The following is a 25,269-nucleotide window of genomic DNA, read 5'->3' as shown; positions in this document are numbered from 1 at the left end:
GTCGGGGGGTCAGAACCCGGCGATGGGGTTCTTCAGGGTGCCGATCAGCTGGAGGGCACCCGACGGGTCGGCCAGGTCCACCATCTGCCGGTTGTTCCGCAGCTGGAGCCGGTTGAGGCAGGACAGCGCGAACTCGGGGGCGAACATGTCGTACTGGCGGAACCTGTCGGCGAGTTCGGGGTTCGCCTCCTGGTACTCGCGGGTGACCTCGGCCACCGTGCGCCAGAAGTCGTCCTCCTCCAGGATCCCCTCGGCGGCCAGGTCGGCGGCGAGGAAGCGGAAGAAGCAGTCGAAGACGTCCGTGAAGATCGACAGCAGCTTCTTGTCCTCGGGGACCTCGACCCGGATGCGCCGCACCTCGGGCGGCAGCACCGCGGCCGGGTCCAGGACGGCGATCTCCTCGGCGATGTCCTTGTAGACCGCCCGCTGCACGACGCCGTCCTTCAGCACCAGGATGGTGTTCTCGCCGTGCGGCATGAAGACCAGGTCGTAGGCGTAGAAGGTGTGGAGCAGCGGTGTGTAGTAGGCCCGCAGGTAGTGGCGCAGCCACTCGGTGGGGGCCAGGCCGGAGCGCTCGATGAGCGCGCCGGCCACCGACCTGCCCTCGTGGTCCACGTGGACCAGGGCGGCCATCGTGGCCAGCGACTCGCCGTCCCGGAGGGTGGGGACGGGGCTCTCCCGCCACAGCGCGGCCAGCATCTTGCGGTACGGCGAGTAGCGGTCGGTCGCCGCCTCGTACTCCAGGTGCCGGTAGCCGACGGCGGCCCGCTCCCGGATGATCGACAGACCCGTGGACTTCAACACCGGGTCGTTGTCGATCAGCTGGGCCAGCCAGTCGTTGATCGCCGGGGTCGCCTCCATGTACGCCGCCGAGAGGCCGCGCATGAAGCCCATGTTGAGGACGGACAGGGCCGTCTTCACGTAGTGCTTCCCCGGATCGGTCCGGTTGAAGAACGTCCGGATGGACTGCTGGGCCAGGTACTCGTCGTCGCCCTCGCCCAGGCACACCAGGTTCCCGCGGGCGACCTCGGCGGCGAAGGTGACGGTGAGCTTGTTCCACCACTGCCAGGGGTGGACGGGGATGAGGAGGTAGTCCGCCGGGTCCAGGCCCCGCTCGCGCAGCACGCCGTCGAACCGGTCGACGGTCTCCTCACCCAGCTCCTGGCGGACGAACGACTCGTAGTCGATGCCGACGCCCGCCGTGAACGCGGCCCGCGAGCGGTGTGCGGCCAGCCACACCAGGCGGACGGGGCTCGCGGTCTCCGGCGCGTACGACAGGTACTCGTGGACCCCGAAGCCGAGCCGCCCGTTGTTGGCGACGAAACAGGGGTGGCCCTCGGTCATCCCCGTCTCGATGGCCTGGAAGCCGCCGGCGGCCAGTTCGGCGGCCGGCGTCTGCGGCTTGGTGAGCTTATAGCAGGTGCCGGAGAGGGTGGAGGAGATCTCCTCCAGGTAGACCGGCAGGATCTCGTCGCTCAGCCCGAGCGTCCGCTTCAGCTCGATGAAGAAGTCCAGCGCCGCCACGGGCAGCTCGGATCCGTCACGGGTGCGGGTGATCGAGCCGGCGTCGACCTGCCAGTGGTCCAGGGCGCGGCGCGTCGCGGTGAACCGGTAGTACGTCAGGCCGTCGTCGCTGCGGACGGTGTAGCGGTCGCCGGTGGGTTCGGGGGTGATCAGCCGCTCGTGCGCGAACTCCGCGAGAGCCTTGCGGACCAGCAGGCGGTTGGCCTTCTCCCAGCGCTCGGGGGAGAGGTGGGACACGGCGTCGGCGAGGCTCATGCCGCCACCCCCGTGGCCGCGAGGAACTGCTCGCGGGTGCAGAAGCTGAGCAGCGCCGGCTTCTCCGGCTTCTGGATCTCGCGCGCGGGCACGAACCCGACCGCCTCGTTCAGGGCCTGGACGGCCTTGTTGGACACGTCCGGCTCCACGACGACCCGTCGCACCGCCGGGTCCTCGAAGAGGTGCGCCATCACGGCCGTGATGACCGACCGGGTGAACCCGTGCACGGGCCGGTCGGTCGCGGGGGTGAGGAAGTGCATGCCGATGTCGCCCGGCAGCGGCTCGTAGAGGCCGACCAGCTCGCGGTGGGCGGGGTCGTACTTCTCCATCAGGAAGGCGGGGACACCGTCCTTGAGGCCGAGCAGGGCGTGGTGGTGCTCGTCGGCGGCGATCTCCATGTACGCGCGCTCGACATCCTCCAGCCTGGCGTCCTGCATCATCCAGAAGGCCGCCTTGGGGTGCGTCACCCAGGCGTGCAGCAGTTCGGCGTCCTTCAGGGGGTCGAGCGGACGGAACGTGAAGGTCATACGGAAAACTCCTGGAACGCGATGGTCTTCTCGACCGGGTAGTACTCGCTGCCGAGCAGCTCGCGGATGATGTAGCTGTTGCGGTAGGCGCCCATGCCGAGGTCCGGGCTGGTGATGCTGTGCGTGTGCACGCCCGCGTTCTGCAGGAACACACCGCGGCCCGTGGTGTCGATGGCGTAGTTGCGGGCGACGTCGAAGTTGCCCCGTGCGTCGTAGCGCAGTCTGTCGCGGACCGGCTTGAGGAACTCGGGCTCGGCGTACCGGTAGCCGGTGGCCAGGACCAGGCCCTGCGAGGTCAGCTCGAAGTCCTTGCCCTGCTCCTCCTGGCGGAAGGACAGGGTGTACGTGCCGTTCTCGTGACGCGCGCCGTTCAGCGCGGAGTTGGTGATCAGGCGGGTGGGCACCGGACCGCCGAGGTTCTTCTGGTAGAGCAGGTCGAAGATCTCGCTGATGAGGTCGCCGTCGATGCCCTTGAACAGGCCCTTCTGCTCCGCGGTGAGCCGGTAGCGGGTGTCCTCCGGCAGCTCGCGGAAGTAGTCGACGTACTCGGGGGACGTCATCTCCAGCGTGAGCTTGGTGTATTCGAGGGGGAAGAAGCGCGGCGAACGCGTCACCCAGTTCAGCTGGTAGCCGTGGACGTCGATCTCGCTGAGCAGGTCGTGGTAGATCTCGGCGGCCGACTGGCCGGAGCCGACCAGGGTGATCGACTCCTTCTTCTGGAGTTCCGCCTTGTGGCTCAGGTAGCGGGAGTTGTGCAGGAAGTCGCCGCCCAGTCCCTGGCAGGCCTCCGGGACGTACGGCGGGGTGCCGGTGCCCAGGACCAGGTGGCGGGCGCGGAACTCGTCGCCGTCCGTGGTCCGCACGGCGTAGAGCGCGGCGTCCTCGTCGTACGTCACCTCGGCCACCGTCGTCGAGAAGCGCACGCTGCTCAGCTGGTTCGCGGCCCAGCGGCAGTAGTCGTCGTACTCGACGCGCAGCGGGTAGAAGTTCTCGCGGATGTAGAACGCGTACAGCCGCCCCTTCTGCTTCAGGTAGTTGAGGAAGGAGTACGGGGAGGTCGGGTCGGCGAGGGTGACCAGGTCCGACATGAACGGCGTCTGGAGGTGCGCGCCTTCGAGGAACATGCCCGCGTGCCACTCGAAGTCGGGCTTCGACTCCAGGAAGACGCCGTCGAGTTCGTCGATGGGCTCGGTCAGGCAGGCGAGGCCGAGGTTGAAGGGGCCGAGCCCGATCCCGACGAAGTCGTGGGTGGCGGTGGGGCTTTCAGGACGCGCGGTCAAGGGACTCTCCCAGGTACTGCTCGGCGTGGCCGGCGATCAGATCGAGTACGGCGGCCATGTCGTCGACCGTCGTCTCGGGGTTGAGCAGGGTGAACTTCAGGTAGTGGCGGCCGCTGACCTTGGTGCCCGCGACCACGGCGTCGCCGGAGGCGAACAGTGCCTTGCGGGCGTACAGGTTGGCGCGGTCGATCTCGGCCGGGTCGGTCACGGTGCCGGGGATGTAGCGGAAGACCAGGGTGGACAGCGACGGCTCGACGACGACGTCGAAGCGCGGGTCGGCGGCCAGCATTCTCCAGCCCTCCACCGCGAGGTCGCAGACCTCGTCGAAGAGCTGGCCGATGCCGTCGGCGCCCATCGTGCGCAGCGTCATCCACAGCTTGAGCGCGTCGAAGCGGCGGGTCGTCTGGAGGGACTTGTCCACCTGGTTGGGGATACGTTCCTGCACCATGCGGCGGGGGTTCAGGTACTCGGCGTGGTAGGTCGCGTGACGCAGCGTGGCCGCGTCCTTGACCAGCAAGGCCGAGGAGCTCACCGGCTGGAAGAAGGACTTGTGGTAGTCCACGGTGACGGAGTCGGCGTGCTCGATGCCGTCGATCCGGCCGCGGTACTTCACCGAGGCGAGCAGTCCGCAGCCGTAGGCGGCGTCGACGTGCATCCAGGCGCCGTACTGCTGGCACAGCTCGGCGATCTCGGGCAGCGGGTCGATGGAGCCGAAGTCGGTGGTGCCGGCGGTGGCGACGACGGCCATGGGGACCAGGCCCTCGCGCGCGCAGCGCTCCAGCTCGCGGGCGAGGGCGACGGTCTGCATGCGCTTGTCGTGGTCGACGGGGACGGAGACCACGGCGTCCTGGCCCAGGCCCAGCAGCTTCGCCGACTTCTTCACGCTGAAGTGGCTGACGTCGGAGGCGAAGACGCGCAGTTTCTCCAGGGAGTCGGTCTTGGCCTCCTCGCGGGCGAGGAGCAGTGCCTGGAGGTTGGACTGGCTGCCGCCGGAGGTGAACACGCCGTCGGCGGCGGGGCCCAGGCCGATGCGGGCGGCCGTCCAGTCGACCAGCTTCCGCTCGATGAGGGTGCCGCCGGCCGACTGGTCCCAGGTGTCCAGGGAGGAGTTGACGGCGGACAGGACGGCCTCGCCGAGCACGGCCGGGATGACGACCGGGCAGTTGAGGTGGGCGAGGTAGCGGGGGTGGTGGAAGTACACCGCGTCGCGGAGGTAGACCTCCTCCAGCTCGTCCAGTACCGCCGTGGTGGAGCCCAGGGGCCGGTCGAGGTCGATCCGCTCGATGCGGGGAGCGAGGGCGTCGACCGAGACGCCGGTGAACGGACGGTCGGTGGCGGCGAGTTTGGCGGCCACCCGCTCTACTCCTTCGGTCACGGTGCGGCGGTACCGCTCCGCGTTCGTGTCATTGAGCAGGTGCGAGCGCATCGTGGGGGTCCTCCGGGATGGGGACGGGTCCGCCGCGGGACGGGCGCGGGGGCGGAACCTCGGATTCAATTTAGGTTAGCCTAACCTAAGTTGAGTGATGGGGGGAGCGGGGCTTCACCGTGACGGTGATCACGTCCGGGTCCCTCGGTCGACGGCCCCGGTGGACACGTCGGTCGCCTACTCGGCGGCGCGGAGCTGCTCCTCCGTCATGCCCTGACGCCAGTACCCGACGAAGGTGACCCGGCGCCGGTCGACGCCGCGCTCCCGCACGAAGTGCCGGCGCAACGCCTTCACTGAACCCGACTCGCCCGCGATCCAGACGTACGGCCGCTCGGTGGGCGGCAGTCGGGCGTCCCGCAGGGCGTCGAGCGAGGTCCCGCCGGTCAGCCAGGTGATCTCGGCGTCCGCCGCGGTCACCAGGTCCTGCGCGTCGGCGGGGTCGCCCACCTCCAGCCATGCCCGGACGCGCTGACCGGCGGGCAGCGACTTAAGGATCGACGCGATCGCCGGGAGGGCCGTCTCGTCGCCCCACAGCACCACCAGGTCGGTGTCGTGCGGCGGACGGAACCGGATCGCCCGGTTGTCGGCGACGGCGGGCCCGAGCAGCAGCACCCGGTCACCGGCGCGCGCCCGGCCGGCCCAGGCCGAGGCGGGTCCGGCCGGGGTGTGCAGCACGAAGTCGATGTCGACCTCGTCCGGATCCCGGCGCAGCTCCCGGAGCGTGTACGAACGCATCACCGCCCGTACGTCGTCCGGCAGTTCGCGCCAGCCCTGCCACCAGCCGTCCCCCAGCTCCAGCGGAACGGCCGGCGCGTCCTGCCCCGGATGCGGCAGGAACAGCGACAGGGACTGGTCGTAGCCGTCGGAGAAGAAGTGCCGGAGGTCCTCCCCGGCGAAGCTCACCCGGACCAGGGACGGGCCGAGCCTCCTCGTCCGCACGACGTGAAGCGGGAAGAATCGGAACGGGGCGGCAATGGCCGTGGTCATGCGGGCTCCTGTGACGGGGGGAGGGGCAGCCGACCTGCTTCTGGGCGGGCCCGCGCCGGTGCGGCTCGGCCGCTGGACGCGGGCCCCGGGTCACCCTGGTCAGGCGACCTTCTTGGCCTTCTCGAGCGCCTCGGCGAGGGTCTCCAGCAGCGGCACGCACTTGTCGTACGACAGGATCGGCTCGGGGGAGCGGGCGATGACCTGCCCCGCCTTCACCGCGGGGAGCTGCTTCCACGTCGGCTTGGTGATGTCGGCCGGCTGGATCGTCGAGGAGCGGTCGTCCATCATGATGATGTCGGCCTTGTACTTGTCGACGTTCTCCCAGCTCAGCGACTCGTACCAGCCGCCGCCCTCGGCCTTGGCGCTCTCCGGGGGCTCGATGAAGTTGACCCCGAGGGCCTTGAAGTACTCCAGGTCGATGGAGAGGTTGGTGCCGGAGACGTAGAACAGCTGGTCGCTCGCGGAACCGGCCATCACCGTGATGTCGGGCTTGGCCTTGGCGGCGGCGCGCAGCCGGGTGGCGGCCGTCTCGAAGCGCTTCTTGGCGTCGGTGACCTTCGCGGCGGCCATGTCCGCGCCGAGGGACTCGGCCAGCTCCCACATGCGCTCCAGCGGAGCGGTGAGCTGCCGGTCGTAGACGGAGACGGCCACGCTCGGGGCGAGCTTGGCGACCTTGTCCTTGGAGGCCTCGGGGACGTACCAGAGGGTGCCGGCGTTGTCGAACGTCGTGGAGATGAGCACGTCGGGCGCGAGGGCCGCGTACTTCTCGACGTTGAACTCGTCCCAGACGTTGCCGAGGATCTCGACCTTGGTGACGTCCATGTCGCCGGCCTGGACGTCGGCCTTGCCGTCGGTGGTCCTGGTCGGCCCGAAGACGCCCTTGACCTGAACGCCGTAGTCGTACAGGGCGGCCGCGACGCCGGTGAACGCGACGATGTTCGCCGGGATCCTGTCGAGCTTCACGGTGGTTCCGCGGTCGTCCTTGAACGTCCAGGGACCGGACTTGGCGGCAGCGCTCTCCGTCGCCTTCGAGCCACCGCTCTCCGAGTCGTCGTCCCCGCAGGCCGCGAGCACGGCACCGAGACCGAGGGCGCCACCAGCGGCGAGGATGCCGCGACGGGTGAGGTGAGAGGCTCTGGCGTTGGACATGAGTGTGGCTGCTTTCGAACGGGGCGGATCACCGCCGGACAATTCGAAGGTAGGTTAGCCTAACCTCAGAAGTTGTCCAGGGGTGGGGTCGCGGGTGAAGCCGCCCGGCCCCGGCCGGACCCGAGATCCCGGTCCCGCCGATCCCGGTCAACATGCCCCGGCGGACGTCTAGTTGACCGTGAATCACCTCCCGCCGCCACGTCGACGACTGCTCCATGGTCCCCACGGGCGGACGGGCCGGGAGGCTGCGCGCCGCCCAGGCCACCGCCTCCGCGAGTACGTCGCGTTCCCCCCACGGGCTCACGGCGCGCGAGTTCCCGGCATCGACCGCAACTCCGCGTCCGCGCCCACGACTCCAGGAGCGGCGCGGCACGCTCACGCCGGACGCCGAGGGGGCCGTCGACGACAGCCTTCCCGTCGTCGCCGACGCCGCGCACAGCCCGGCGAGCGGCGCGCGGCCCTCGTCGCCCTGTCCCGGGCCCGTCGCCGCGGTCGGGGCGGCGGCGACACCGTACCGGGCCTGATCGAGAGCCTGCGCGGCCTGCTGGGCGGCTGACGCGACCGTCAGCCCACCAGCCCCAACTCCCTGGCGATGAGCATCCGCTGGACCTCGCTCGTGCCCTCGCCGATCTCCAGGATCTTGGAGTCCCGCCACATGCGGGCGACCGGGTACTCGTTCATGAAGCCGTAGCCGCCGTGGACCTGGGTGGCGTCGCGGGCGTTGTCGACGGCGATCGTCGAGGAGTACAGCTTGGCCAGGGCCGCCTCCTTCTTGAAGGGCTCGCCCGACACCAGACGGGACGCCGCGTCACGCCAGGCGAGGCGGGCCGTGTGGGCCTTCATCTCCATGTCGGCGATCTTGAACTGGATCGCCTGGTTGGCGCCGATCGGGCGGCCGAAGGCGTGCCGCTCCTTGGCGTACTTCACCGACTCGTCCACACAGCCCTGCGCGAGGCCCGTCGCCAGCGCCGCGATGGCGACCCGGCCCTCGTCCAGGATGCGCAGGAACTGGGCGTAACCGCGGCCCTCCTGGCCCAGCAGGTTCGCCGCCGGGACCCGGACGTCCGTGAAGGACAGCTCGCGGGTGTCCGAGGCGTTCCAGCCCACCTTGGAGTAGGGCGCGGCGACGGTGAAACCGGGGGTGCCGGACGGGACGACGATGGCGGAGATCAGCGGCCTGCCGTCCGGCTTGCGGCCGGTGACCGCGGTGACCGTGACCAGGCCCGTGACGTCCGTGCCCGAGTTGGTGATGAAGCACTTCGTGCCGTTGATCACCCACTCGTCGGTGTCCGGGTCCAGCCGGGCCGTCGTGCGCGTCGCGCCCGCGTCGCTGCCGCCGTCCGGCTCGGTCAGGCCGAACGCGCCCAGGATCTCGCCGGAGCACAGCCGCGGGAGCCACTCCCGCTTCTGCTCGTCGGTGCCGAAGAGGTGGATCGGCATCGCGCCCAGCGACACCCCCGCCTCCAGGGTGATCGCCACCGACGAGTCGACGCGGGCCAGTTCCTCCAGCGCGATGCCGAGCGCCAGGTAGTCGCCGCCCATGCCGCCGTACTCCTCGGGGAACGGCAGCCCGAACAGGCCCATGCGGCCCATCTCCCGGACGATCTCGTACGGGAACTCGTGCCGCTCGTAGAAGTCGCCGATCTTCGGCGCGACGACGTCGTGCGCGAACTGCTCGACGGTGCGCCGCAGTTCTTCCAGTTCGGGGGAGAGTCGGTGGTCCATGGCGGTCACTGCTCCTTGTGGGCCTCGCGGCCCTCTTGGCCCTCTGCGTCCTCGTGGGACAGGGCGCGGACGGTGCGGGACGGGCTGGGCCGGCCCAGCCGGCCGGCCATCCAGACGCTGGTGGCGACGAGACGGCCGAGGTCGACCCCGGTGTCGATGCCGAGGCCGGTCAGCATCCACACGAGGTCTTCGGTGGCGAGATTGCCGGTGGCGGACTTCGCGAACGGGCAGCCGCCCAGCCCGCCCGCCGAGGCGTCGACGGTGGTGACGCCGTGCCGGAGCGCGGCCAGGGTGTTGGCGAGGGCCTGTCCGTAGGTGTCGTGGAAGTGCACGCCCAGCGCGGAGACGGGGACGCCCTCCTCGTCGAGCGCGGTGAGCAGTTCCTCGACATGGCCGGGGGTCGCGACCCCGATCGTGTCGCCGAGGCTCAGCTCGTCGCAGCCCATGTCGAACAGGGCCCGGCAGACCCGCACGACCTGGGGGACCGGGACCGCCCCCTCCCAGGGGTCGCCGAAGCACATGGAGAGGTAGCCGCGCACATGCACCCCGTCGGCCCTGGCCCGCTCCACCACCGGGTGGAACATGGCCAGCGCCTCGTCCACCGTGCGGTTGAGGTTGGCCTTGGCGAACGACTCGGTGGCGCTGGCGAACACCGCGACCCGCCTCGCTCCCAGGGCCAGCGCCCGGTCCAGCCCGCGTTCGTTCGGCACCAGCACCGGCAGCTCCACCGGCAGGCCGGAGAGCATGGGGAACAGTTCCTCGGCGTCGGCCAGCTGGGGCACCCACCGGGGGTGGACGAAGCTGGTCGCCTCGATCGTGGTCAGCCCGGCCTCGGCGAGCCGGTGCACGAACTCGGCCTTCACGGCCGTGGGCACGGTCGTCCTCTCGTTCTGCAGCCCGTCGCGCGCGCCGACCTCGTGGATCCTGACCCGCGTGGGCAGGCCCGGCGCGGGGACCGCCATCGGAAGCCCTCGCACGGTCATCCCTCCTCCTTCTGCGGCGCGGCCGGGTGCGGCGCGATCACGGCCAGCACCTGGTCCATGGCGACGGTCGTGCCCGCGGTGACGTCCAGTTCGGCGACCGTGCCGGCGTGCGGGGCGGAGATGACGTGCTCCATCTTCATCGCCTCCACCACCAGCAGGCTCTGGCCCGCCGTCACCTCGTCGCCGACGGCGACCTTCACCACCGTCACCGTGCCCGGCATGGGCGCGGTCAGCGAGTCGGCGCCCGCGTGCGCGGCCCCGGTCAGGGACGCGGCCACCGGGTCGTGGTCGCGCACCTGCCAGACGTCGCCCTCGCGGCCCAGCCAGTCACCGGCCCGGTGGAAGGTGTGCCGGACGCCGTCGAGGGTGACGGCGACCTGGTCGTCGGTGACGGCATGGGTGCCACGCGGCGTGTACTCCACCGGGTCGGCGACCCGGAGCGGGAACGCCACCGGTCGGTGCGCCCCGCCCAGCCGCCACCCGCTCGGCACCGAGAAGGGATCCGTCCACCCCGGCCCGGACGGCCTCAGCTGCTCCAGCCGTACGGCCGCGGCGGCCTCGTAGACCTCCTCCGGAACGTCGGCGGGGACCAGGTCGTCCACGACCCGTTCGACCAGGCCGGTGTCCAGCTCGCCCGCCACGACCGCCGGATGGGCCAGCAGCCGGCGCAGGAACCCGGCGTTGGTCTGCACGCCCAGCGTGACCGTGTCCGCCAGGGCGGCCCGGAGCCTGCGCAGCGCCGTGGCCCGGTCGGGGCCGTAGGCGATCACCTTGGACAGCATCGGGTCGTACAGGCTGCCGACCTCGGTGCCCTCGCTCAGCCCCGAGTCGGTGCGCACCCCGTCGCCCTGCGGCTCGCGCAGCCTGAGCACGGTGCCGCCGGACGGCAGGAACCCGCGGGAGGGGTCCTCGGCGCAGACGCGGGCCTCCACGGCGTGCCCCGTGAGACGGATGTCGTCCTGCGTGTACGGCAGTCGCTCACCGGCCGCCACCCGCAGCTGCCACTCCACCAGGTCGAGCCCGGTGACCAGCTCGGTGACGGGGTGCTCCACCTGGAGACGGGTGTTCATCTCCATGAAGTAGTACGCCTTGGGGTCCCCGCCGGGGACGATGAACTCCACCGTGCCCGCGCCCCGGTAGCCGCAGGACAGCGCGGCCTGGACCGCCGCCTCGCCCATCCCGGCGCGGGTCGTCTCGTCGAGGAGCACACTGGGCGCCTCCTCGATGATCTTCTGGTGGCGGCGCTGGAGGGAGCACTCGCGCTCGCCCAGGTGGATCACCTGGCCGTGGCCGTCCGCCAGCACCTGGATCTCGATGTGCCGGGGCCGGTCGATCCACCGCTCGACGAGCAGCGTGTCGTCCCCGAAGGAGGCGCGGGCCTCACGGCGGGCGGCGGCGATCTCGTCCGGGAGGCTGTCGGCCTCGCGCACCAGCCGCATGCCCTTGCCGCCACCGCCGGCCGACGGCTTCAACAGCACGGGCATGCCGATCTCCCGTGCCGCGGCGCCCAGTTCGGCGTCGTCGAGCCCGCTTCCGGTCGACCCCGGGACCACCGGGACGCCCGCCGCCCGCACGGTCTCCTTGGCGCGGATCTTGTCGCCCATGAGGGAGATCGCCTCGGCGGGCGGCCCGATGAAGACGAGCCCGGCGTCGGCGCACGCGCGCGCGAAGCCGGCGTTCTCCGCGAGGAAGCCGTAGCCGGGGTGGACGGCCTGGGCGCCGGTGCGGGCGGCGGCCTCCAGGAGCCGCTCCACCGACAGATAGCTCTCCGCGGCCGGTGCCGGACCGATCCGGACGGCCGTGTCGGCCTCGCGGACGTGCCGGGCGTCGGCGTCCGCGTCGGAGAAGACGGCCACCGAGCGCACGCCCAGCGCCCGCAGGGTGCGGATGACCTGGACGGCGATCTCGCCCCGGTTGGCCACGAGGACTGTGTCGAACATGGTCGTGAAGCCCCTCACATCCGGAAGACGCCGAACTGGGGGTCACCCAGCGGCGCGTTGGCACAGGCGGTCAGGGCCAGACCCAGCACCTGGCGGGTGTCCAGCGGGTCGATGACCCCGTCGTCCCAGAGCCGGGCGGTCGCGTAGTAGGCGTTGCCCTGGCGCTCGTACTGCTCCCGGATCGGGTCCTTGAACGCCTCCTCCTCCGGGGCCGGCCACTCCTGGCCGCGCGCCTCCAGCTGGTCGCGCTTGACCGTGGCGAGGACGGAGGCGGCCTGCTCGCCGCCCATCACGGAGATCTTGGCGTTCGGCCACATCCACAGGAAGCGCGGGGAGTACGCCCGCCCGCACATCGAGTAGTTCCCGGCGCCGTACGACCCGCCGACCACGACCGTCAGCTTGGGCACGCGCGTGCAGGCGACCGCGGTGACCATCTTGGCGCCGTGCTTGGCGATGCCGCCGGCCTCGTAGTCCCGGCCGACCATGAAGCCGGAGATGTTCTGGAGGAACAGCAGCGGGATGCCGCGCTGGTCGCACAGCTCGATGAAGTGGGCGCCCTTCTGGGCGGACTCGGAGAACAGGATGCCGTTGTTGGCGACGATGCCGACCGGGTGTCCGTGGACGCGGGCGAAGCCGGTCACCAGGGTCTGCCCGAACTCGGACTTGAACTCGGCGAACCGGGAGCCGTCGGTGATCCGGGCGATGACCTCCCGTACGTCGTAAGGGGTGCGGGAGTCGACCGGGACCGCGCCGTACAGCCCGTGGGGGTCGGCCTTCGGCTCGACGGTGGGCCGCACCTCCCAGGGGAGCGGGCGGCGGGCCGGGAGGGTGGAGACGATGGTCCGCACGATGCGCAGGGCGTGCGCGTCGTCCTCCGCGAGGTGGTCGGTGACGCCCGACACGCGCGAGTGGACCTCGCCGCCGCCCAGCTCCTCCGCGGTGACGACCTCGCCGGTGGCGGCCTTCACCAGCGGGGGACCGCCGAGGAAGATCGTGCCCTGGCCGCGCACGATGACGGCCTCGTCGCTCATCGCCGGGACGTACGCCCCGCCGGCCGTGCACGAGCCGAGCACGGCCGCGATCTGGGGGATGCCGGCGCCGGACATCCGGGCCTGGTTGTAGAAGATCCGCCCGAAGTGCTCGCGGTCCGGGAACACCTCGTCCTGCAAGGGCAGGAAGGCGCCGCCGGAATCCACCAGGTACAGGCACGGCAGACGGTTCTCGAGAGCCACCTCCTGGGCCCGCAGATGCTTCTTCACCGTCATCGGGTAGTAGGTCCCGCCCTTGACGGTGGCGTCGTTGGCGACGATCACGCACTCGCGGCCGCTGACCCGGCCGATGCCGGCGATCACGCCGGCCGCCGGGGCCTGTCCGTCGTACAGCCCGTCGGCGGCGAGGGGGGCCAGCTCCAGGAACGGCGAGCCGGGGTCGAGGAGGGTGTCCACCCGGTCCCTGGGCAGCAGCTTGCCGCGCGCGGTGTGCCGGGCCCGCGCCTTCTCACCCCCGCCGAGCCGCGCCGCGGCGAGCTTGCCGCGCAGCTCCTCGACGAGTGCGAGGTGGGCCCTCTCATTGGCCCGCCAGGCCTCCGACGCGGGATCTGCCGCGCTGGTCAGCTCCGGTGCCTGCTCCATACCTTGCGGTCCCCTCACCCAGTGGTCGACTGTTAATGAGCGTTAACCATTTCCATCAGGTTAACGAGCGCTAACCTCGATGTCTAGAATTGTTTTCATGGCCACCAGAACCGACGCCCCCACCCGCCGCGAGCAGATCCTCAAGGAGGCCGCGCGGCTGTTCGCCGAACGCGGCTTCCACGGCGTCGGTGTGGACGAGATAGGAGCCGCGGTCGGGATCAGCGGGCCCGGCCTGTACCGGCACTTCCCCGGCAAGGACGCGATGCTCGCCGAGCTGCTGGTCGGCATCAGCGGCCGGCTGCTCACCGGCGCGCGGCGCCGGGTCCAGGAGGCCGACGGGGGCGGGCACGAGACGGTCCTCGACTCGCTCATCGAGGGGCACATCGACTTCGCGCTCGACGACCGTCCCCTCATCACCCTGCACGACCGTGAGCTGGACCGCCTCCGCGACAGCGACCGCAAGCTGGTGCGGCAGTTGCAGCGGCAGTACGTCGAGCTATGGGTGGAGGTCGTCCGCGAGGCCTACCCGGCGCTGGCGGAACCGGCGGCCCGGTCCGCGGTGCACTCGGTCTTCGGGCTGCTGAACTCCACCCCGCACCTGGGGAGGGCGGGCGGGCTCCCCGGCCGGGGGGCCACGGCGGACCTCCTGCACCGGATGGCGAGGGGCGCCTTCGGGGCGGCGGCGCAGGCGTAGGCGGCCCGCCTGCGCGCCGACCGGGCCGGGCGATCCGGGCGGGTCGGCGGCGAGGGTTCCGGGGGACGGGGGGCCCGGGCCGGAGCCCACGGGGCGCGTGCGTGACGAGCGTTACCCCGTACCCACCCTGGACGCACCCTGTACTCGCCGGTACGGTGCTATGAGCAAGCGCTTAGACAGGCCGAGGTACGTGGAGGTGGCGGCGTGCGCCGTACGGTGTTCAACGAGGATCACGAGGCGTTCCGGGAGACCCTTCGCGCCTTCATCGAGGCCGAGGTCGTGCCCGTCTACGACGAGTGGTTCGCCGCCGGCCAGGCCCCGCGGGAGTTCTACTACAAGCTCGGCGAGCTGGGCATCTTCGGAATCAACGTCCCCGAGGAGTTCGGCGGCGCGGGCCTGGACAGCCATAAGTTCGAGGCCGTCCTCTACGAGGAGACCGCCCGCGCCGGCGTCCAGTTCGGCGGTTCCGGCGTGCACGTCCTGCTCGCCCTGCCCTACGTCAAGATGCTCGCCACCGACGAGCAGAAGAAGCGCTACCTGCCGAAGTTCGTCACCGGCGAGGAGATGTGGGCCATCGCGATGACGGAGCCGGGCACCGGTTCCGACCTCGCGGGCATGAAGACCACCGCCAAGCTGAGCGAGGACGGCACGCACTACGTCCTCAACGGCTCCAAGACCTTCATCACCGGCGGCGTCCACGCCGACAAGGTGATCGTCTGCGCCCGGACCTCCGCTCCCACCGCCGAGGACCGCCGCTTCGGCATCTCCCTCTTCGCCGTGGACACCAAGTCCGAGGGCTACTCCATCGGCCGCAAGCTGGACAAGCTGGGCCTGCGCACCTCCGACACGGCCGAGCTGGCCTTCGTCGACGTCAAGGTGCCCGTCGAGGATCTGCTCGGCGAGGAGAACAAGGGCTTCTCCTACCTGGGCCACAACCTGGCCTCCGAGCGCTGGGGCATCGCCTTCGGCGCCTACGCCCAGGCCAAGGCGGCCGTCCGGTTCGCCAAGCAGTACGTGCAGGAGCGCACCGTCTTCGGCAAGCCGGTCGCCCACTTCCAGAACACCAAGTTCGAGCTGGCCGCCTGCCAGGCCGAGGTGGACGCGGCCGAGGCCGTCGCCGACCGCGCCACAGAGGCCCTCGACGCCGGTGAGCTGACCCCCGCCGAGGCCGCCAGCGCCAAGCTGTTCTGCACCGAGGTCGCCCACCGCGTCATCGACCGCTGCCTCCAGCTGCACGGCGGCTACGGCTACATGAACGAGTACCCGATCGCCCGCCTGTACGCGGACAACCGCGTCAACCGCATCTACGGCGGCACCAGCGAGATCATGAAGACGATCATCGCCAAGGACATGGGTCTGTAAGCCGGCCGCGACCCCCGCCGGATACCACCTCTCCCATGAGCCAGGCACTACAGGATCTCCTCGATCTGCTCGACCTCGAGCAGATCGAGGAGAACATCTTCCGCGGCCGGTCCCGCTCCGCCGTCGTCCCCCGCGTCTTCGGCGGTCAGGTCGCGGCCCAGGCGCTGGTCGCCGCCGGGCGCACGGTTCCCGCCGACCGGCACGCCCACTCCCTGCACGCGTACTTCCTGCGCATGGGCGATCCGGGCGCGCCCATCGTCTACAGCGTCGAGCGCATCCGCGACGGCCGCTCCTTCACCACCCGCCGCGCGGTCGCGGTCCAGCACGGCCGGCCGATCTTCACCCTGTCGGCGTCCTTCCAGACGTACGAGGACGGCCTCGACCACCAGGCCCCGATGCCGGCCTCCCCGGACCCGGCGACCCTGCCGACCTCCGAGGAACGCCTGCGCGGCTACGACCATCTCCCGGGGGACGTCGTCGAGCGGTTCCTGGAGGCCCGGCAGGCCATCGACCTGAGGTACGTCGACGAGCCGCCGTACGGGAAGTTCGGCGAGCCGCGCGAGCCGCACAGCCAGGTCTGGTTCCGCACCAACGGCAAGCTCGCGGACGACCCCCTGCTGCACGTCGTCCTCGCCACCTACGTCTCCGACATGACCCTCCTGGACTCGGTGCTCCTCGCGCACGGCCGCGGCGGCTGGGCCGTCGGGGACGTGGTGGGGGCGTCGCTGGACCACGCGATGTGGTTCCACCGCCCCTTCCGCGCCGACGAGTGGCTGCTGTACGACCAGGAGTCGCCGTCGGCGCACGGCGGCCGGGGCCTCGGCCAGGCCCGCATCTACACGCAGGACGGACATCTCGCCGTCTCGGTGATCCAGGAAGGTGTGGTGCGCGTTCCCCGGGAAGACTGAGGGACATGGCCACAGTGGAGGAAAAGGGCGGCGGCGAGAGCACCTTCACGGTGATCGTCGCCGCCGTCGCCAATCTCGGGATCGCGCTCGCCAAGGCGGTCGCCGGCGTGCTCAGCGGATCCAGCGCGATGCTGTCGGAGGCGGCCCACTCGGTCGCCGACACCGTCACCGAGGTCCTGCTGCTGACCGCCCTCAGACGCAGCGGGAAACCGGCCGACGAGGACCACCCCCTCGGCCACGGCGCCGAGCGCTACCTCTGGTCCCTGCTCGCCGCCGTCGCCACCTTCGTCGGCGGCGCGGTCTTCTCCCTCTACGACGGCGTCCACACCCTCGTCGAGGGCGAGGACCTCGGCGATCCGCTGGTGTCGTACCTCGTCCTCGGCGTCGCCTTCCTCCTGGAGGGCTACTCGCTGCGGACCGGACTGCGGCAGGCCCGTGGCGAGGCCGCCCGCGTCAGGGCGCCGTTCCGGCTCTACCTCCGGCACACCCCCGACACCGCCGTGAAGGCCGTCGTGCTGGAGGACTCCGCGGCCCTGGTCGGCCTCCTCCTCGCCGCCGGCGGTCTGCTCGGCGGCCAGCTCACCGGCTCCGGCGTCTGGGACGGCGCCGCCTCCCTCTGCATCGGCGTCCTGCTGCTCTACGTCGCCTGGGTGCTGGGCCGCTCCAACGTGGAGCTTCTCGTCGGCCGCCCGCTGCCGAAGCCGATGCGGCAGCGCATCCGCGCCGAGCTGCTGGAGTCGGTGCACATCGAGGCCGTACTCGAACTGACCACCCTGGTGCAGGGCCCGCGCGAGGCCCTGGTCGCCGCCAAGGTCGACTTCCGGGACGTGTCCACGGCCGCCGAGATCGAGTGGGCCTGCGAGCAGGCGGAGGCCCGGCTGCGGGAGGTCTTCCCGGCCGTCACGCGCGTCTACCTCGACCCGACGCCGGGGTACGCCCAGCGCCGGGCGGAGGGACTCAACCCCTGGCCGTGACGGGACGCCGGCCCGGCCCGTCGTCCTGGGCGAGCCCCGCCTCCGCCAGCAGGTACGCCGTCATCGGGTCGTAGTGGCGGGGGCTCAGGACATGGTCGTCGAGGGGGACCGCCACCTGGACGGTGCCCTCCGCCTCGGCGAGGAACAGCGCGGGGTCGTTGCAGTCGGCGTACCCGACGGAGTCCACGCCGTGCTGTCCGGCGTACCCCGCCCAGCCGTGGTCGGCGACGACCAGGTCCGGCAGCGGACGGCCCTCGCGCTCCAGGGCGGTCAGGATCGCCTTCATCGGCTCGCCCGAATGGGTGTGCCACAACGTGGCGCCGTGCTCCAGCACCGCCACGTCCGCGAACTGCATGACGTAACCCTCGTCGGTCTGGAGCCCGTCCGGAATGACGACGATCTCGCAGCCGGCGGCGCGCAGCGCGTCGGCCGTCGCCCGGTGCACATCGAGGAGACCGCCCGGGTGACCGGTGGCAAACAGCACCCGCTGCCGGTCCTCCGCCGCCTTGCGGAGCCGTCCGGCGAGCCGCTCCAGGCCGTCGACCGTGAGCTGGGGGTCGATGGTGTCCTGGCCGTAGCGGTACTCGGGGTCGTCGTTGACGCCGACCCGCTCCGCCATCACCGCGAGCACGTCCTGCTCGTCGGTCCAGCGGTCGCCGAGTTCCAGGCCCAGCCAGAAGTTGCGGACGCCGTTGGCCAACTGGCGGTAGTGGGAGAGGTTGTTCTCACGCGGGGTGGCGACGTCACCCGCGATACGGGTTCTCACGAGGTGTGCGACGAGCTGGGCGCGGCTGGGTGTCCCGGGTATCGGCATGGTCTCCATTGTGAGGCAGCGGCCGGTGGGAGTCCCCGGTGTCCCGGACGCTGGGACGTGCGTCACTCGCCCTGGCCACGTGCCCTCCGGCGCCGTCGTCGCGCCTACCGCTGCCGCAGCGCGAACCACAGCTCCATCCGTACGTCCGGGTCGTCCAGGTCCGTTCCCAGCAGGGCCGCGCAGCGCGCGATCCGCTGCCGCACGGTGTTGCGGTGCACGCCCAGCGCCACCGCCGTACGGTCCCAGCTGCCGTGCAGCGACAGCCAGCCGCGCAGGGTGTCGGCGAGGGTCGGGCCGAGGGGCGCGAGCAGCGTCCGGGCGTGCGCCTCGGCCTCGTCGGGCGGCACCAGGTCGGCGAGCGCGGGGCGCGCGCCGTGCCGGACCAGAGGCGCGCGGGTGGCGCGGGCGCGGGCCAGCGCACGCCCCGCGCGGGTGTCGGCGGCCGGCCAGTCGGCGGGGGTCGCGGCGTCACCGACCCCCAGCGTCCACCCGGGCTGCGCGAGCGGCTCCCCGTCGCCCGGCACCAGCACCCGCACGACGTCCTCCCCGAGGTCGACCAGCGGCGACCCGAGCGCCGCGCCCAGCGCGGCGGCGGCCATCGCGTCCGGAGCCTGCCCCTCGGGCCGCCCGTGCACGACCTGCCACCGCTCCCCGCCCAGCAGCGGGGCCACGGACTGCGGCGGGGCTCCGAGCAGCAGCCGTACGAGGGCGGAGGCGCGGGCCGCCTCCGTGCCGCTGCGCTGCTCGCCGGTGAGCAGCGAGAGCAGGACGGCGGCGACGGAGGCGACGGTGTCGTCACCGGGTTCCCGGCGCGCGGTCGCGATCCCGAGCACGAAGCCGCGGCCGGGCCCGAGGGCGTAGGCGGCGAGCCGGGAGCCGCCGGTGGTGTCGGTCGCGGAGGCGGGGGCGGGGCGGCTGTCCGGCCGGACCACCCGCGCCAGCCGCGCCAGTGCCCCCCGCACCTCGCCGGTCGGCTCCGTCCCCGCCGTCGCGATCTCCGTGCCCTCCGGCCCGTACAGCACCGCCCGGCCGCCGACCCGCCGGGCCAGTTGCCGCAGCACCGACGGCACCGGGTCGGGGCGGGAGGCGGCGGCGGCGAGGCTCTGCTGGGCCTCGGTGACCCGGCGCAGTTCGGCGTGCCGGGCCTGGGCCATGAGCTGCCAGACCGCGCGGGCCACGCCGGAGAAGGTGGTCTGCGGCGGGACCTCCAGGAGTGGCAGCCCGTGGGTGTCGCAGGCGGTGACCAGGGCGCGCGGCACGGTGTCGTGCACCGGCGCCAGGCCGAAGCCGAGTGCCGCGCCGCCCGCCGCCACGATCCGCGAGACGTACACGTCGAAGTAGTCCCCCGGGGGCGCCGCACGGCCGGGGGCACCCCCGTCCGGCCCCGCCGCCCCCGGAACGTGCACGCCCGCCGTCAGCAGCAGCTCACCGCCCAGCAGATACGGGTACGGGTCGGCCATCTCCGAGGTGTGTGCCCAGTGCACGGCCAGGCCCGGGTCACGGGGCCCGGCGATCTGGCGCAGGGCCAGGTCCTCGCGGGCCAGCAGGGCGGCGAGGGGCACGGGCGGGGTGGGCGGAACCGTGGGCTCCGGCATGGTGTGCGTTCCTTCTGCCTGGTACGGCTGAGATGGAGGAAACGTACACTTCGCAGCCGCCCCGCGGCCGCCTAGGGTCGTCCCGACCGGCTCGCCGACCGGGAGCCCGAACGCGCGTCCGAGCCCGCTCCGGCTTCCCCAGTAGAGTCGTCACCAGGAGTACAGAGCAGTACATACGCGACGGCGCGTAGGAAAGAAGGCAGTAGATGAGCAGCAACGACACGCCCCGCGGTCCGGTCGACTCCTCCCGCGTCCCCCGGTACGCCGGCCCCGCGACCTTCGCCCGGCTGCCCCGTCTCGACGAGGTCGGCCGCGCCGACGTCGCCGTGGTGGGCGTGCCGTTCGACTCCGGCGTCTCCTACCGGCCCGGCGCCCGCTTCGGCGGCAACGCGATCCGCGAGGCGTCCAGGCTGCTGCGGCCCTACAACCCGGCGCAGGACGCCTCCCCCTTCGCCCTCGCCCAGGTCGCGGACGGCGGCGACATCGCCGTGAACCCGTTCAACATCAACGAGGCCGTCGAGACGGTCGAGGCGGCCGCCGACGACCTGCTGGGCACCGGCGCCCGCCTGATGACCCTCGGCGGCGACCACACCATCGCCCTGCCGCTGCTCAGGTCGGTCGCCAAGAAGCACGGCCCGGTCGCCCTGCTCCACTTCGACGCCCACCTCGACACCTGGGACACCTACTTCGGCGCCGAGTACACGCACGGCACGCCGTTCCGCCGGGCGGTCGAGGAAGGCATCCTCGACACCTCCGCGCTCTCCCACGTCGGCACCCGCGGCCCGCTCTACGGCAAGCAGGATCTCACCGACGACGAGAAGATGGGCTTCGGCATCGTCACCTCCGCCGACGTGATGCGGCGCGGCGTCGACGAGATCGCCGATCAGCTGCGCCAGCGCATCGGCGACCGCCCGCTGTACATCTCCATCGACATCGACTGCCTGGACCCGGCACACGCGCCCGGCACCGGCACCCCGGAGGCCGGCGGCATGACCTCCCGCGAACTCCTGGAGATCCTGCGCGGCCTGGCCTCCTGCCACCTCGTCTCCGCGGACGTCGTCGAGGTGGCGCCCGCGTACGATCACGCGGAGATCACCTCGGTGGCGGCGTCGCACACGGCGTACGAACTGACCACGATCATGTCCCGGCAGATCGCGGAGGCGCGCGCGAAGTGACACACGACCACGACCTGGTGCTCCGTCCGACGCCGGCCCAGACGGCGGCCGCGCTGAACCCGCCCCCCGGCCGCACCGGCGGAGACCTGGTCGTGGAGACCCTGGCCGGGCTCGGCGCGACCACCGTCTTCGGGCTGCCCGGCCAGCACGCGCTCGGCGTGTTCGACGCGCTGCGCCGCTCCGACCTGCGCTACATCGGCCTGCGGGTGGAGAACAACGCGGGCTTCGCGGCGGACGCGTACGGCCGCGTCACCGGTGAGGCGGCGCCGCTGCTGCTGTCCACCGGACCCGGCGCGCTGACCTCGCTCGCCGCGCTCCAGGAGGCGGCGGCGGCCTCCGCACCCGTCGTGGCCATCAGCAGCCAGATCCCCACCCGCGGCCTCGGCGGCGGCCGCCACGGCTACCTGCACGAACTCCCCGACCAGGCGGCCTCGTTCCGCGGTGTGGTCAAGTCCGTCCACACGGTCCGCGCCCAGTCCCAGATCCCCTCCGCGCTGGAGGCGGCCTGGAAGTCGGCGCTGACGGCCCCGCACGGCCCGGTGTGGGTGGAGATCCCGCAGGACGTGCTGCTGGCCGGGACGGCGATCCCCGTGGTCACCGTCGGCGACGCCTTCCCCGAGGAACTCCCGCCGCGCCCGGAACTGACCGCGCTCGCCGCCGACCTGCTGTCGAAGGCCGCGCGCCCGGCGATCATCGCCGGCGGCGGGGTGGTCCGCGCGGACGCCTCCGGCAAGCTGCGCACCCTCGCCGAGCGGCTCGACGCCCCCGTGGTCACCACCTTCGGCGGCAAGGGCGCCTTCCCGTGGACCCACCCGCTGTCCCTCCAGTCCTGGCTGGAGGACCGCCACACCACGGACTTCCTGGAGGACGCGGACGTCCTGCTGGTGATCGGCTCGGGCCTCGGCGAACTCTCCTCGAACTACCACACGTTCAGGCCGCGCGGCCGGGTCGTCCAGATCGAGGCCGACCTCGGCAAACTGGAGGCCAACCACCCGGCCCTGGGCATCCACGCGGACGCCCGCCTCGCGATCCAGGCCCTCCTGGAGACCGTCCCCGCACGCACCGACCCGACGGCGGCGGAGCGCGTACGCACGGTGCTCACCCGCGTCTCGGAACGCCTGGCGTCCCAGGAACTGGCCCTGGAGCAGGGGCTCCTGGCGTCCGTGCGCAAGGCACTCCCCGCCGGCTCCCCGTCCTTCTGGGACATGACGATCCTGACCTACTGGGCATGGTCGGCCTTCGACCCGAAGGGCCCGAACCACATGCACTCCGCGCAGGGCGCGGGCGGCCTCGGCTACGGCTTCCCGGCCGCCCTCGGCGCGGCGGTGGCCGACCCGACCCGCCCGGTCCTGGCCGTCTCCGGCGACGGCGGCGCCCTCTACTCGATCGCCGAACTGGCCACGGCCAAGCAGTACGGCCTGGACGTCACCTGGCTCATCGTCGACGACGGCGGCTACGGCATCCTCCGCGAGTACATGACCGACGCGTTCGGCGAGGCGACGGCGACGGAACTGACCCGCCCCGACTTCGTCGCCCTCGCCGAGTCCTTCGCGGTCCCCGCCCTGCGCACCGCCCCGGAAACCCTGGAGGCGGACCTGCGGAAGGCCCTGGCGTCCCCGGGCCCCTCGGTGCTGGTCCTGCCGGCGGTGCTGCGGATGTTCGCACCGACCCACTCGGGCTGACGACGGGGGCCAGGGCGCGTTGCCGGCTGTCACAGCGCCAGTTCGGCCCAGGTCGCCTTGCCGATGCCGTGTCGGCGGGGGCAGCACCCCCATCGCAGCGCCAGAGCCTCGACCAGGGCGAGGCCGCGGCCGTGTTCGTCCTCGCCGGTCGCCTCTCTCGGCTCGGGGCGGGAGTTGTCGGCGTCGGCGACCTCCACGCGCAGGCGCCCGTCGTACGTGGCGATGCGCACGCCGATCTCCCGCCCCTTCGGAACCCGGGCGTGCCGGAGCGAGTTGCTGACCAGCTCCGAGAGCAACAGCTCGGCGGTGAGGGCCACGTCGCCGTCGAGTTCCCATGCGGCGAGTTGACGGCGCAGCAGCTCGCGGGCGTGCCCCGCGCTGCGAAGGGTGTGCGGTAACCGCCACTGGACCTGCGACATTCCGGGTCCGACGAGTGGGTGCGAGACGGGGTGGGCTGACATGTCGACCTCCGAACGGCCTGGGGGACTGCTCCCACATCTCTAGAGACGTAGGAGCAGTGAAGCACCCCTGGCAGACCTCCGCCGCACATCTCTAGAGATGTGAGCGAAATTGCCCGAAGGTCGTCATCGTCCGGCTGTGGGGCGTGACTCTTGGTGCCTAGGATGTCTAGAGATGATCAGAGGAGAGGCTTGGATGAGCGGCCGGGATCCGGGGCGTCAGCCCAAGTACCAGCACATCGCCGCGCAACTGCGGGCGGCCATCGAGGCCGGTGAGTACGGGCCGGGAGAGCGGCTGCCCGGCGAGAACGACCTCATGGCGACCCATGAGGTCGCGCGCATGACGGCCCGGCAGGCGCTCGGGGTTCTCCAGGCCGAGGGCATCGTCGAAGCGCGCAAGGGTGCCGGGGTGTTCGTCCGGGACTTCAAGCCCGTGCGTCGGCTGGGCATCGAACGTCTTGCTCATGCGCGGTGGGGAGAGGGCCGGTCGGTCTGGGAGGCGGATGTCGCGGGCCGTGCACTCGTCGTCGACTCGGTCACGGTGAGCGAGGAGGAGGCCACGGCTGTCGTCGCGGGCGTGCTGGGGCTGGCGGAAGGCGAGCGGGTCTGTGTCCGCCGACGCCGCTACACGCTCGACGGCAAGCCGGTCCTTCTCTCCACGTCGCATCTGTCCGCGGACCTCGTCGTGGGCACCCCGATCACCCAGCCGGACACCGGCCTTGGCGGCGTCTACGCCAGGCTGGAGGAACTGGGCCGCAAGCCCGTCCGCTTCCGCGAGGAGATCCGCTCCCGCATGCCCGGCGCGGACGAAGCCGATCGGCTGGAACTGCCGCCGGGCGTCCCCGTGATGCTGGTCGCCCGCACCGCCTTCGACGCGGACGGTGTCGCCGTCGAGGTGAATGAGATGGTGCTCGACTCGTCGGCGTATGTGCTGGAGTACGGGTTCGACGCCTGAGCGGTGTCGGTCGGCCGCGCGGAGCGCGGGACGGCGGCCGTCCGGGGTGGCGATCCGGGGTCATGAGCCGCACCGAGGACGACCGGGCCTGCGGCCCGACGTGATGGCGACGCGGGTGACTGCCTGGTGGACGCCTGGCGGCCCGGCCGGTGGCGCGGCCCACGTGCAGTCGCCCTCAGGGAACGACGGGGGCCGGTCACGGGGACGGGTCCTCGTGGCCGGCCCGTCGGGCGGTGCGGAACCGGCTGCCTACCAGATCGCCTCGACCCACTCCGGGTGGTCGATGAACGGGTTGCGGTTGTGCTGGTAGGTGTCGTAGATGACCTGGTTGCGCTTCTCCTCGAAGGCGCTCGGCGGGTCCGCCTCGTTCCAGGCCTTGAGGACGGCGAGCTTGCCCATGTAGGGGTTGGAGCCGTTGCCGACCTTCTCGTTGGGCTCCAGGTCGGCGAAGCCGTCGTCACCCTCGTAGCGCACGGCCATGTAGAGGATCATGCGGGCCACGTCGCCCCGGTCCGCGGCGCGCGGCGCGAAGGAGTCGGAGTCGACGGTGCTGCCGCCGCCGTTGGTGACGGCGCTGCCGCCGTTGTCGAAGTCCAGGTTTCCGCGGATGCTGTTGACCTGGACGTCGGCCGGGCGTAGGTGGTGCAGGTCCGTGCCGGGGCCGGTCACCTCGCCGAAGTCGCCGTGGGACTTGGCCCAGGTGTGCTCGCGGTTCCAGTCGCCGAGGTCGCCCCCGTTGAGGGACTTGCTGCGTGAGACGCCGCTGTACAGCAGGATCACGTTGTTGCTGTTGTTCGGATCCTGGTCGGTGACCTTCAGCGCGTTCCAGACCGCGGAGTACGAGATCTTCGTCTGGCTGCTGATGATCGTGTGCAGCGAGGACTTCAGGCTCGTACCCGTCTTGCCGACCGCGTTCTTGTAGTACGTCGAGTCGTACGCCGTCGTGGTCGCCGCGGCGGGGGTCGCGGTGAGCGCGGGCGCGGTGAGGCCGACCAGGACGGCAGTGGTGGCAAGGGCCACCGACTTCCCTCGGCGGATGCGTGTCGCCAGCATGTGGGGTGTCCGATCTACGCGTGTGGATTGGAGGCGGCAATCGGGAGAGTGACATGCACATGCGGTCAAGGCAATGAATCCGACGTGTCGATCAGATGACGGGTACCGGCAAATCACCCCCAGTCCACGCGAGTCGATGGCGCGAAACGGCCCCTGACGGGAAGGTCAGGGG

The 25,269-nt window shown here is 71.7% G+C and carries 21 protein-coding genes; 7 read left to right on the top strand and 14 right to left on the bottom strand.

What is annotated here, in order from left to right; translation table 11 throughout:
- Window positions 1-9: 9 nt before the first annotated feature.
- The 10 genes from ACFYO5_RS05155 to ACFYO5_RS05110 form a co-directional block, all read right to left on the bottom strand.
- Window positions 10-1,779, bottom strand: a complete 1,770-nt coding sequence (locus ACFYO5_RS05155) for an IucA/IucC family protein (RefSeq protein ID WP_388704334.1) — start codon at window positions 1,777-1,779, stop codon at window positions 10-12.
- The gene (locus tag ACFYO5_RS05150) at window positions 1,776-2,306 is read right to left on the bottom strand and encodes a GNAT family N-acetyltransferase (RefSeq protein ID WP_388704332.1); all 531 of its coding nucleotides are present in this window, start codon (window positions 2,304-2,306) and stop codon (window positions 1,776-1,778) included. Before ACFYO5_RS05150 ends, ACFYO5_RS05155 begins: the two co-directional genes overlap by 4 nt.
- Window positions 2,303-3,586 (bottom strand): lysine N(6)-hydroxylase/L-ornithine N(5)-oxygenase family protein, encoded by a 1,284-nt coding sequence (locus ACFYO5_RS05145; RefSeq protein ID WP_388704330.1) that lies wholly within the window; start codon window positions 3,584-3,586, stop codon window positions 2,303-2,305. The genes ACFYO5_RS05150 and ACFYO5_RS05145 overlap by 4 nt, the downstream gene beginning before the upstream one ends.
- Window positions 3,570-5,012, bottom strand: coding sequence for a lysine decarboxylase DesA (gene desA, locus ACFYO5_RS05140; protein WP_388704327.1), 1,443 nt, complete (start codon window positions 5,010-5,012; stop codon window positions 3,570-3,572). The genes ACFYO5_RS05145 and desA overlap by 17 nt, the downstream gene beginning before the upstream one ends.
- Before the next feature lie 177 nt (window positions 5,013-5,189).
- The gene (locus tag ACFYO5_RS05135) at window positions 5,190-5,999 is read right to left on the bottom strand and encodes a siderophore-interacting protein (RefSeq protein WP_388704325.1); all 810 of its coding nucleotides are present in this window, start codon (window positions 5,997-5,999) and stop codon (window positions 5,190-5,192) included.
- Window positions 6,000-6,098: 99 nt separating this feature from the next.
- Window positions 6,099-7,148: an ABC transporter substrate-binding protein gene (locus tag ACFYO5_RS05130; protein ID WP_388704323.1), complete on the bottom strand. Its 1,050-nt coding sequence runs from the start codon at window positions 7,146-7,148 to the stop codon at window positions 6,099-6,101.
- Window positions 7,149-7,712: 564 nt separating this feature from the next.
- Window positions 7,713-8,873, bottom strand: coding sequence for an acyl-CoA dehydrogenase family protein (locus ACFYO5_RS05125; protein ID WP_356559908.1), 1,161 nt, complete (start codon window positions 8,871-8,873; stop codon window positions 7,713-7,715).
- Window positions 8,874-8,878: 5 nt separating this feature from the next.
- Window positions 8,879-9,856: a hydroxymethylglutaryl-CoA lyase gene (locus ACFYO5_RS05120; RefSeq protein WP_388704320.1), complete on the bottom strand. Its 978-nt coding sequence runs from the start codon at window positions 9,854-9,856 to the stop codon at window positions 8,879-8,881.
- Window positions 9,853-11,796 (bottom strand): acetyl/propionyl/methylcrotonyl-CoA carboxylase subunit alpha, encoded by a 1,944-nt coding sequence (locus ACFYO5_RS05115; protein ID WP_388704318.1) that lies wholly within the window; start codon window positions 11,794-11,796, stop codon window positions 9,853-9,855. The genes ACFYO5_RS05120 and ACFYO5_RS05115 overlap by 4 nt, the downstream gene beginning before the upstream one ends.
- 14 nt (window positions 11,797-11,810) lie before the next feature.
- Window positions 11,811-13,427 carry a carboxyl transferase domain-containing protein gene (locus ACFYO5_RS05110; RefSeq protein WP_356559905.1) on the bottom strand — a complete coding sequence of 539 codons (1,617 nt, stop codon included), beginning with the start codon at window positions 13,425-13,427 and terminating at the stop codon, window positions 11,811-11,813.
- Window positions 13,428-13,524: 97 nt separating this feature from the next.
- Here ACFYO5_RS05110 and ACFYO5_RS05105 point away from each other — a divergent pair, with 97 nt between their 5' ends.
- From ACFYO5_RS05105 to ACFYO5_RS05090, 4 genes are all read left to right on the top strand, one after another.
- Window positions 13,525-14,121 carry a TetR/AcrR family transcriptional regulator gene (locus ACFYO5_RS05105; RefSeq protein ID WP_388704316.1) on the top strand — a complete coding sequence of 199 codons (597 nt, stop codon included), beginning with the start codon at window positions 13,525-13,527 and terminating at the stop codon, window positions 14,119-14,121.
- A gap of 204 nt (window positions 14,122-14,325) precedes the next feature.
- Window positions 14,326-15,483: an acyl-CoA dehydrogenase family protein gene (locus ACFYO5_RS05100; protein ID WP_388704314.1), complete on the top strand. Its 1,158-nt coding sequence runs from the start codon at window positions 14,326-14,328 to the stop codon at window positions 15,481-15,483.
- Between the two features lie 35 nt (window positions 15,484-15,518).
- The gene (locus ACFYO5_RS05095; RefSeq protein WP_356559902.1) at window positions 15,519-16,391 is read left to right on the top strand and encodes an acyl-CoA thioesterase II; all 873 of its coding nucleotides are present in this window, start codon (window positions 15,519-15,521) and stop codon (window positions 16,389-16,391) included.
- 5 nt (window positions 16,392-16,396) lie between these two features.
- Complete coding sequence (locus ACFYO5_RS05090; protein WP_356559901.1) at window positions 16,397-17,365, top strand: cation diffusion facilitator family transporter; 969 nt, start codon at window positions 16,397-16,399, stop codon at window positions 17,363-17,365.
- On the opposite strand, the gene ACFYO5_RS05085 is transcribed toward ACFYO5_RS05090, so the two are convergent.
- Entirely contained in the window at window positions 17,349-18,179 is an 831-nt protein-coding gene (locus ACFYO5_RS05085; protein WP_388704310.1) for a phosphatase, read from the bottom strand. The genes ACFYO5_RS05090 and ACFYO5_RS05085 overlap by 17 nt on opposite strands.
- A gap of 104 nt (window positions 18,180-18,283) precedes the next feature.
- Window positions 18,284-19,774 carry a helix-turn-helix domain-containing protein gene (locus tag ACFYO5_RS05080; RefSeq protein ID WP_388704307.1) on the bottom strand — a complete coding sequence of 497 codons (1,491 nt, stop codon included), beginning with the start codon at window positions 19,772-19,774 and terminating at the stop codon, window positions 18,284-18,286.
- A 206-nt stretch (window positions 19,775-19,980) separates the two neighbouring features.
- Between ACFYO5_RS05080 and speB the strand changes: the two genes are divergently transcribed.
- Window positions 19,981-20,949 carry an agmatinase gene (gene speB, locus ACFYO5_RS05075; RefSeq protein WP_388704304.1) on the top strand — a complete coding sequence of 323 codons (969 nt, stop codon included), beginning with the start codon at window positions 19,981-19,983 and terminating at the stop codon, window positions 20,947-20,949.
- Window positions 20,946-22,631, top strand: coding sequence for a thiamine pyrophosphate-binding protein (locus ACFYO5_RS05070; protein ID WP_388704301.1), 1,686 nt, complete (start codon window positions 20,946-20,948; stop codon window positions 22,629-22,631). Before speB ends, ACFYO5_RS05070 begins: the two co-directional genes overlap by 4 nt.
- A 29-nt stretch (window positions 22,632-22,660) precedes the next feature.
- Here ACFYO5_RS05070 and ACFYO5_RS05065 read toward each other — a convergent pair whose 3' ends face one another.
- Entirely contained in the window at window positions 22,661-23,092 is a 432-nt protein-coding gene (locus ACFYO5_RS05065; RefSeq protein WP_388704298.1) for an ATP-binding protein, read from the bottom strand.
- Window positions 23,093-23,285: 193 nt separating this feature from the next.
- On the opposite strand from ACFYO5_RS05065, the gene ACFYO5_RS05060 reads away from it, so the two are divergent.
- Window positions 23,286-24,044, top strand: coding sequence for a GntR family transcriptional regulator (locus ACFYO5_RS05060; RefSeq protein WP_388704295.1), 759 nt, complete (start codon window positions 23,286-23,288; stop codon window positions 24,042-24,044).
- 249 nt (window positions 24,045-24,293) lie between these two features.
- Here ACFYO5_RS05060 and ACFYO5_RS05055 read toward each other — a convergent pair whose 3' ends face one another.
- The gene (locus tag ACFYO5_RS05055; protein ID WP_356559896.1) at window positions 24,294-25,097 is read right to left on the bottom strand and encodes an endonuclease; all 804 of its coding nucleotides are present in this window, start codon (window positions 25,095-25,097) and stop codon (window positions 24,294-24,296) included.
- Window positions 25,098-25,269 lie beyond the last annotated feature (172 nt).

It is taken from the genome of Streptomyces sp. NPDC006259 (genome assembly GCF_042870975.1).
GTDB lineage: Bacteria > Actinomycetota > Actinomycetes > Streptomycetales > Streptomycetaceae > Streptomyces.
The sequence above is the reverse complement of the archived record's forward strand: the minus strand, read 5'-3'. Positions and strand labels throughout refer to the sequence as shown.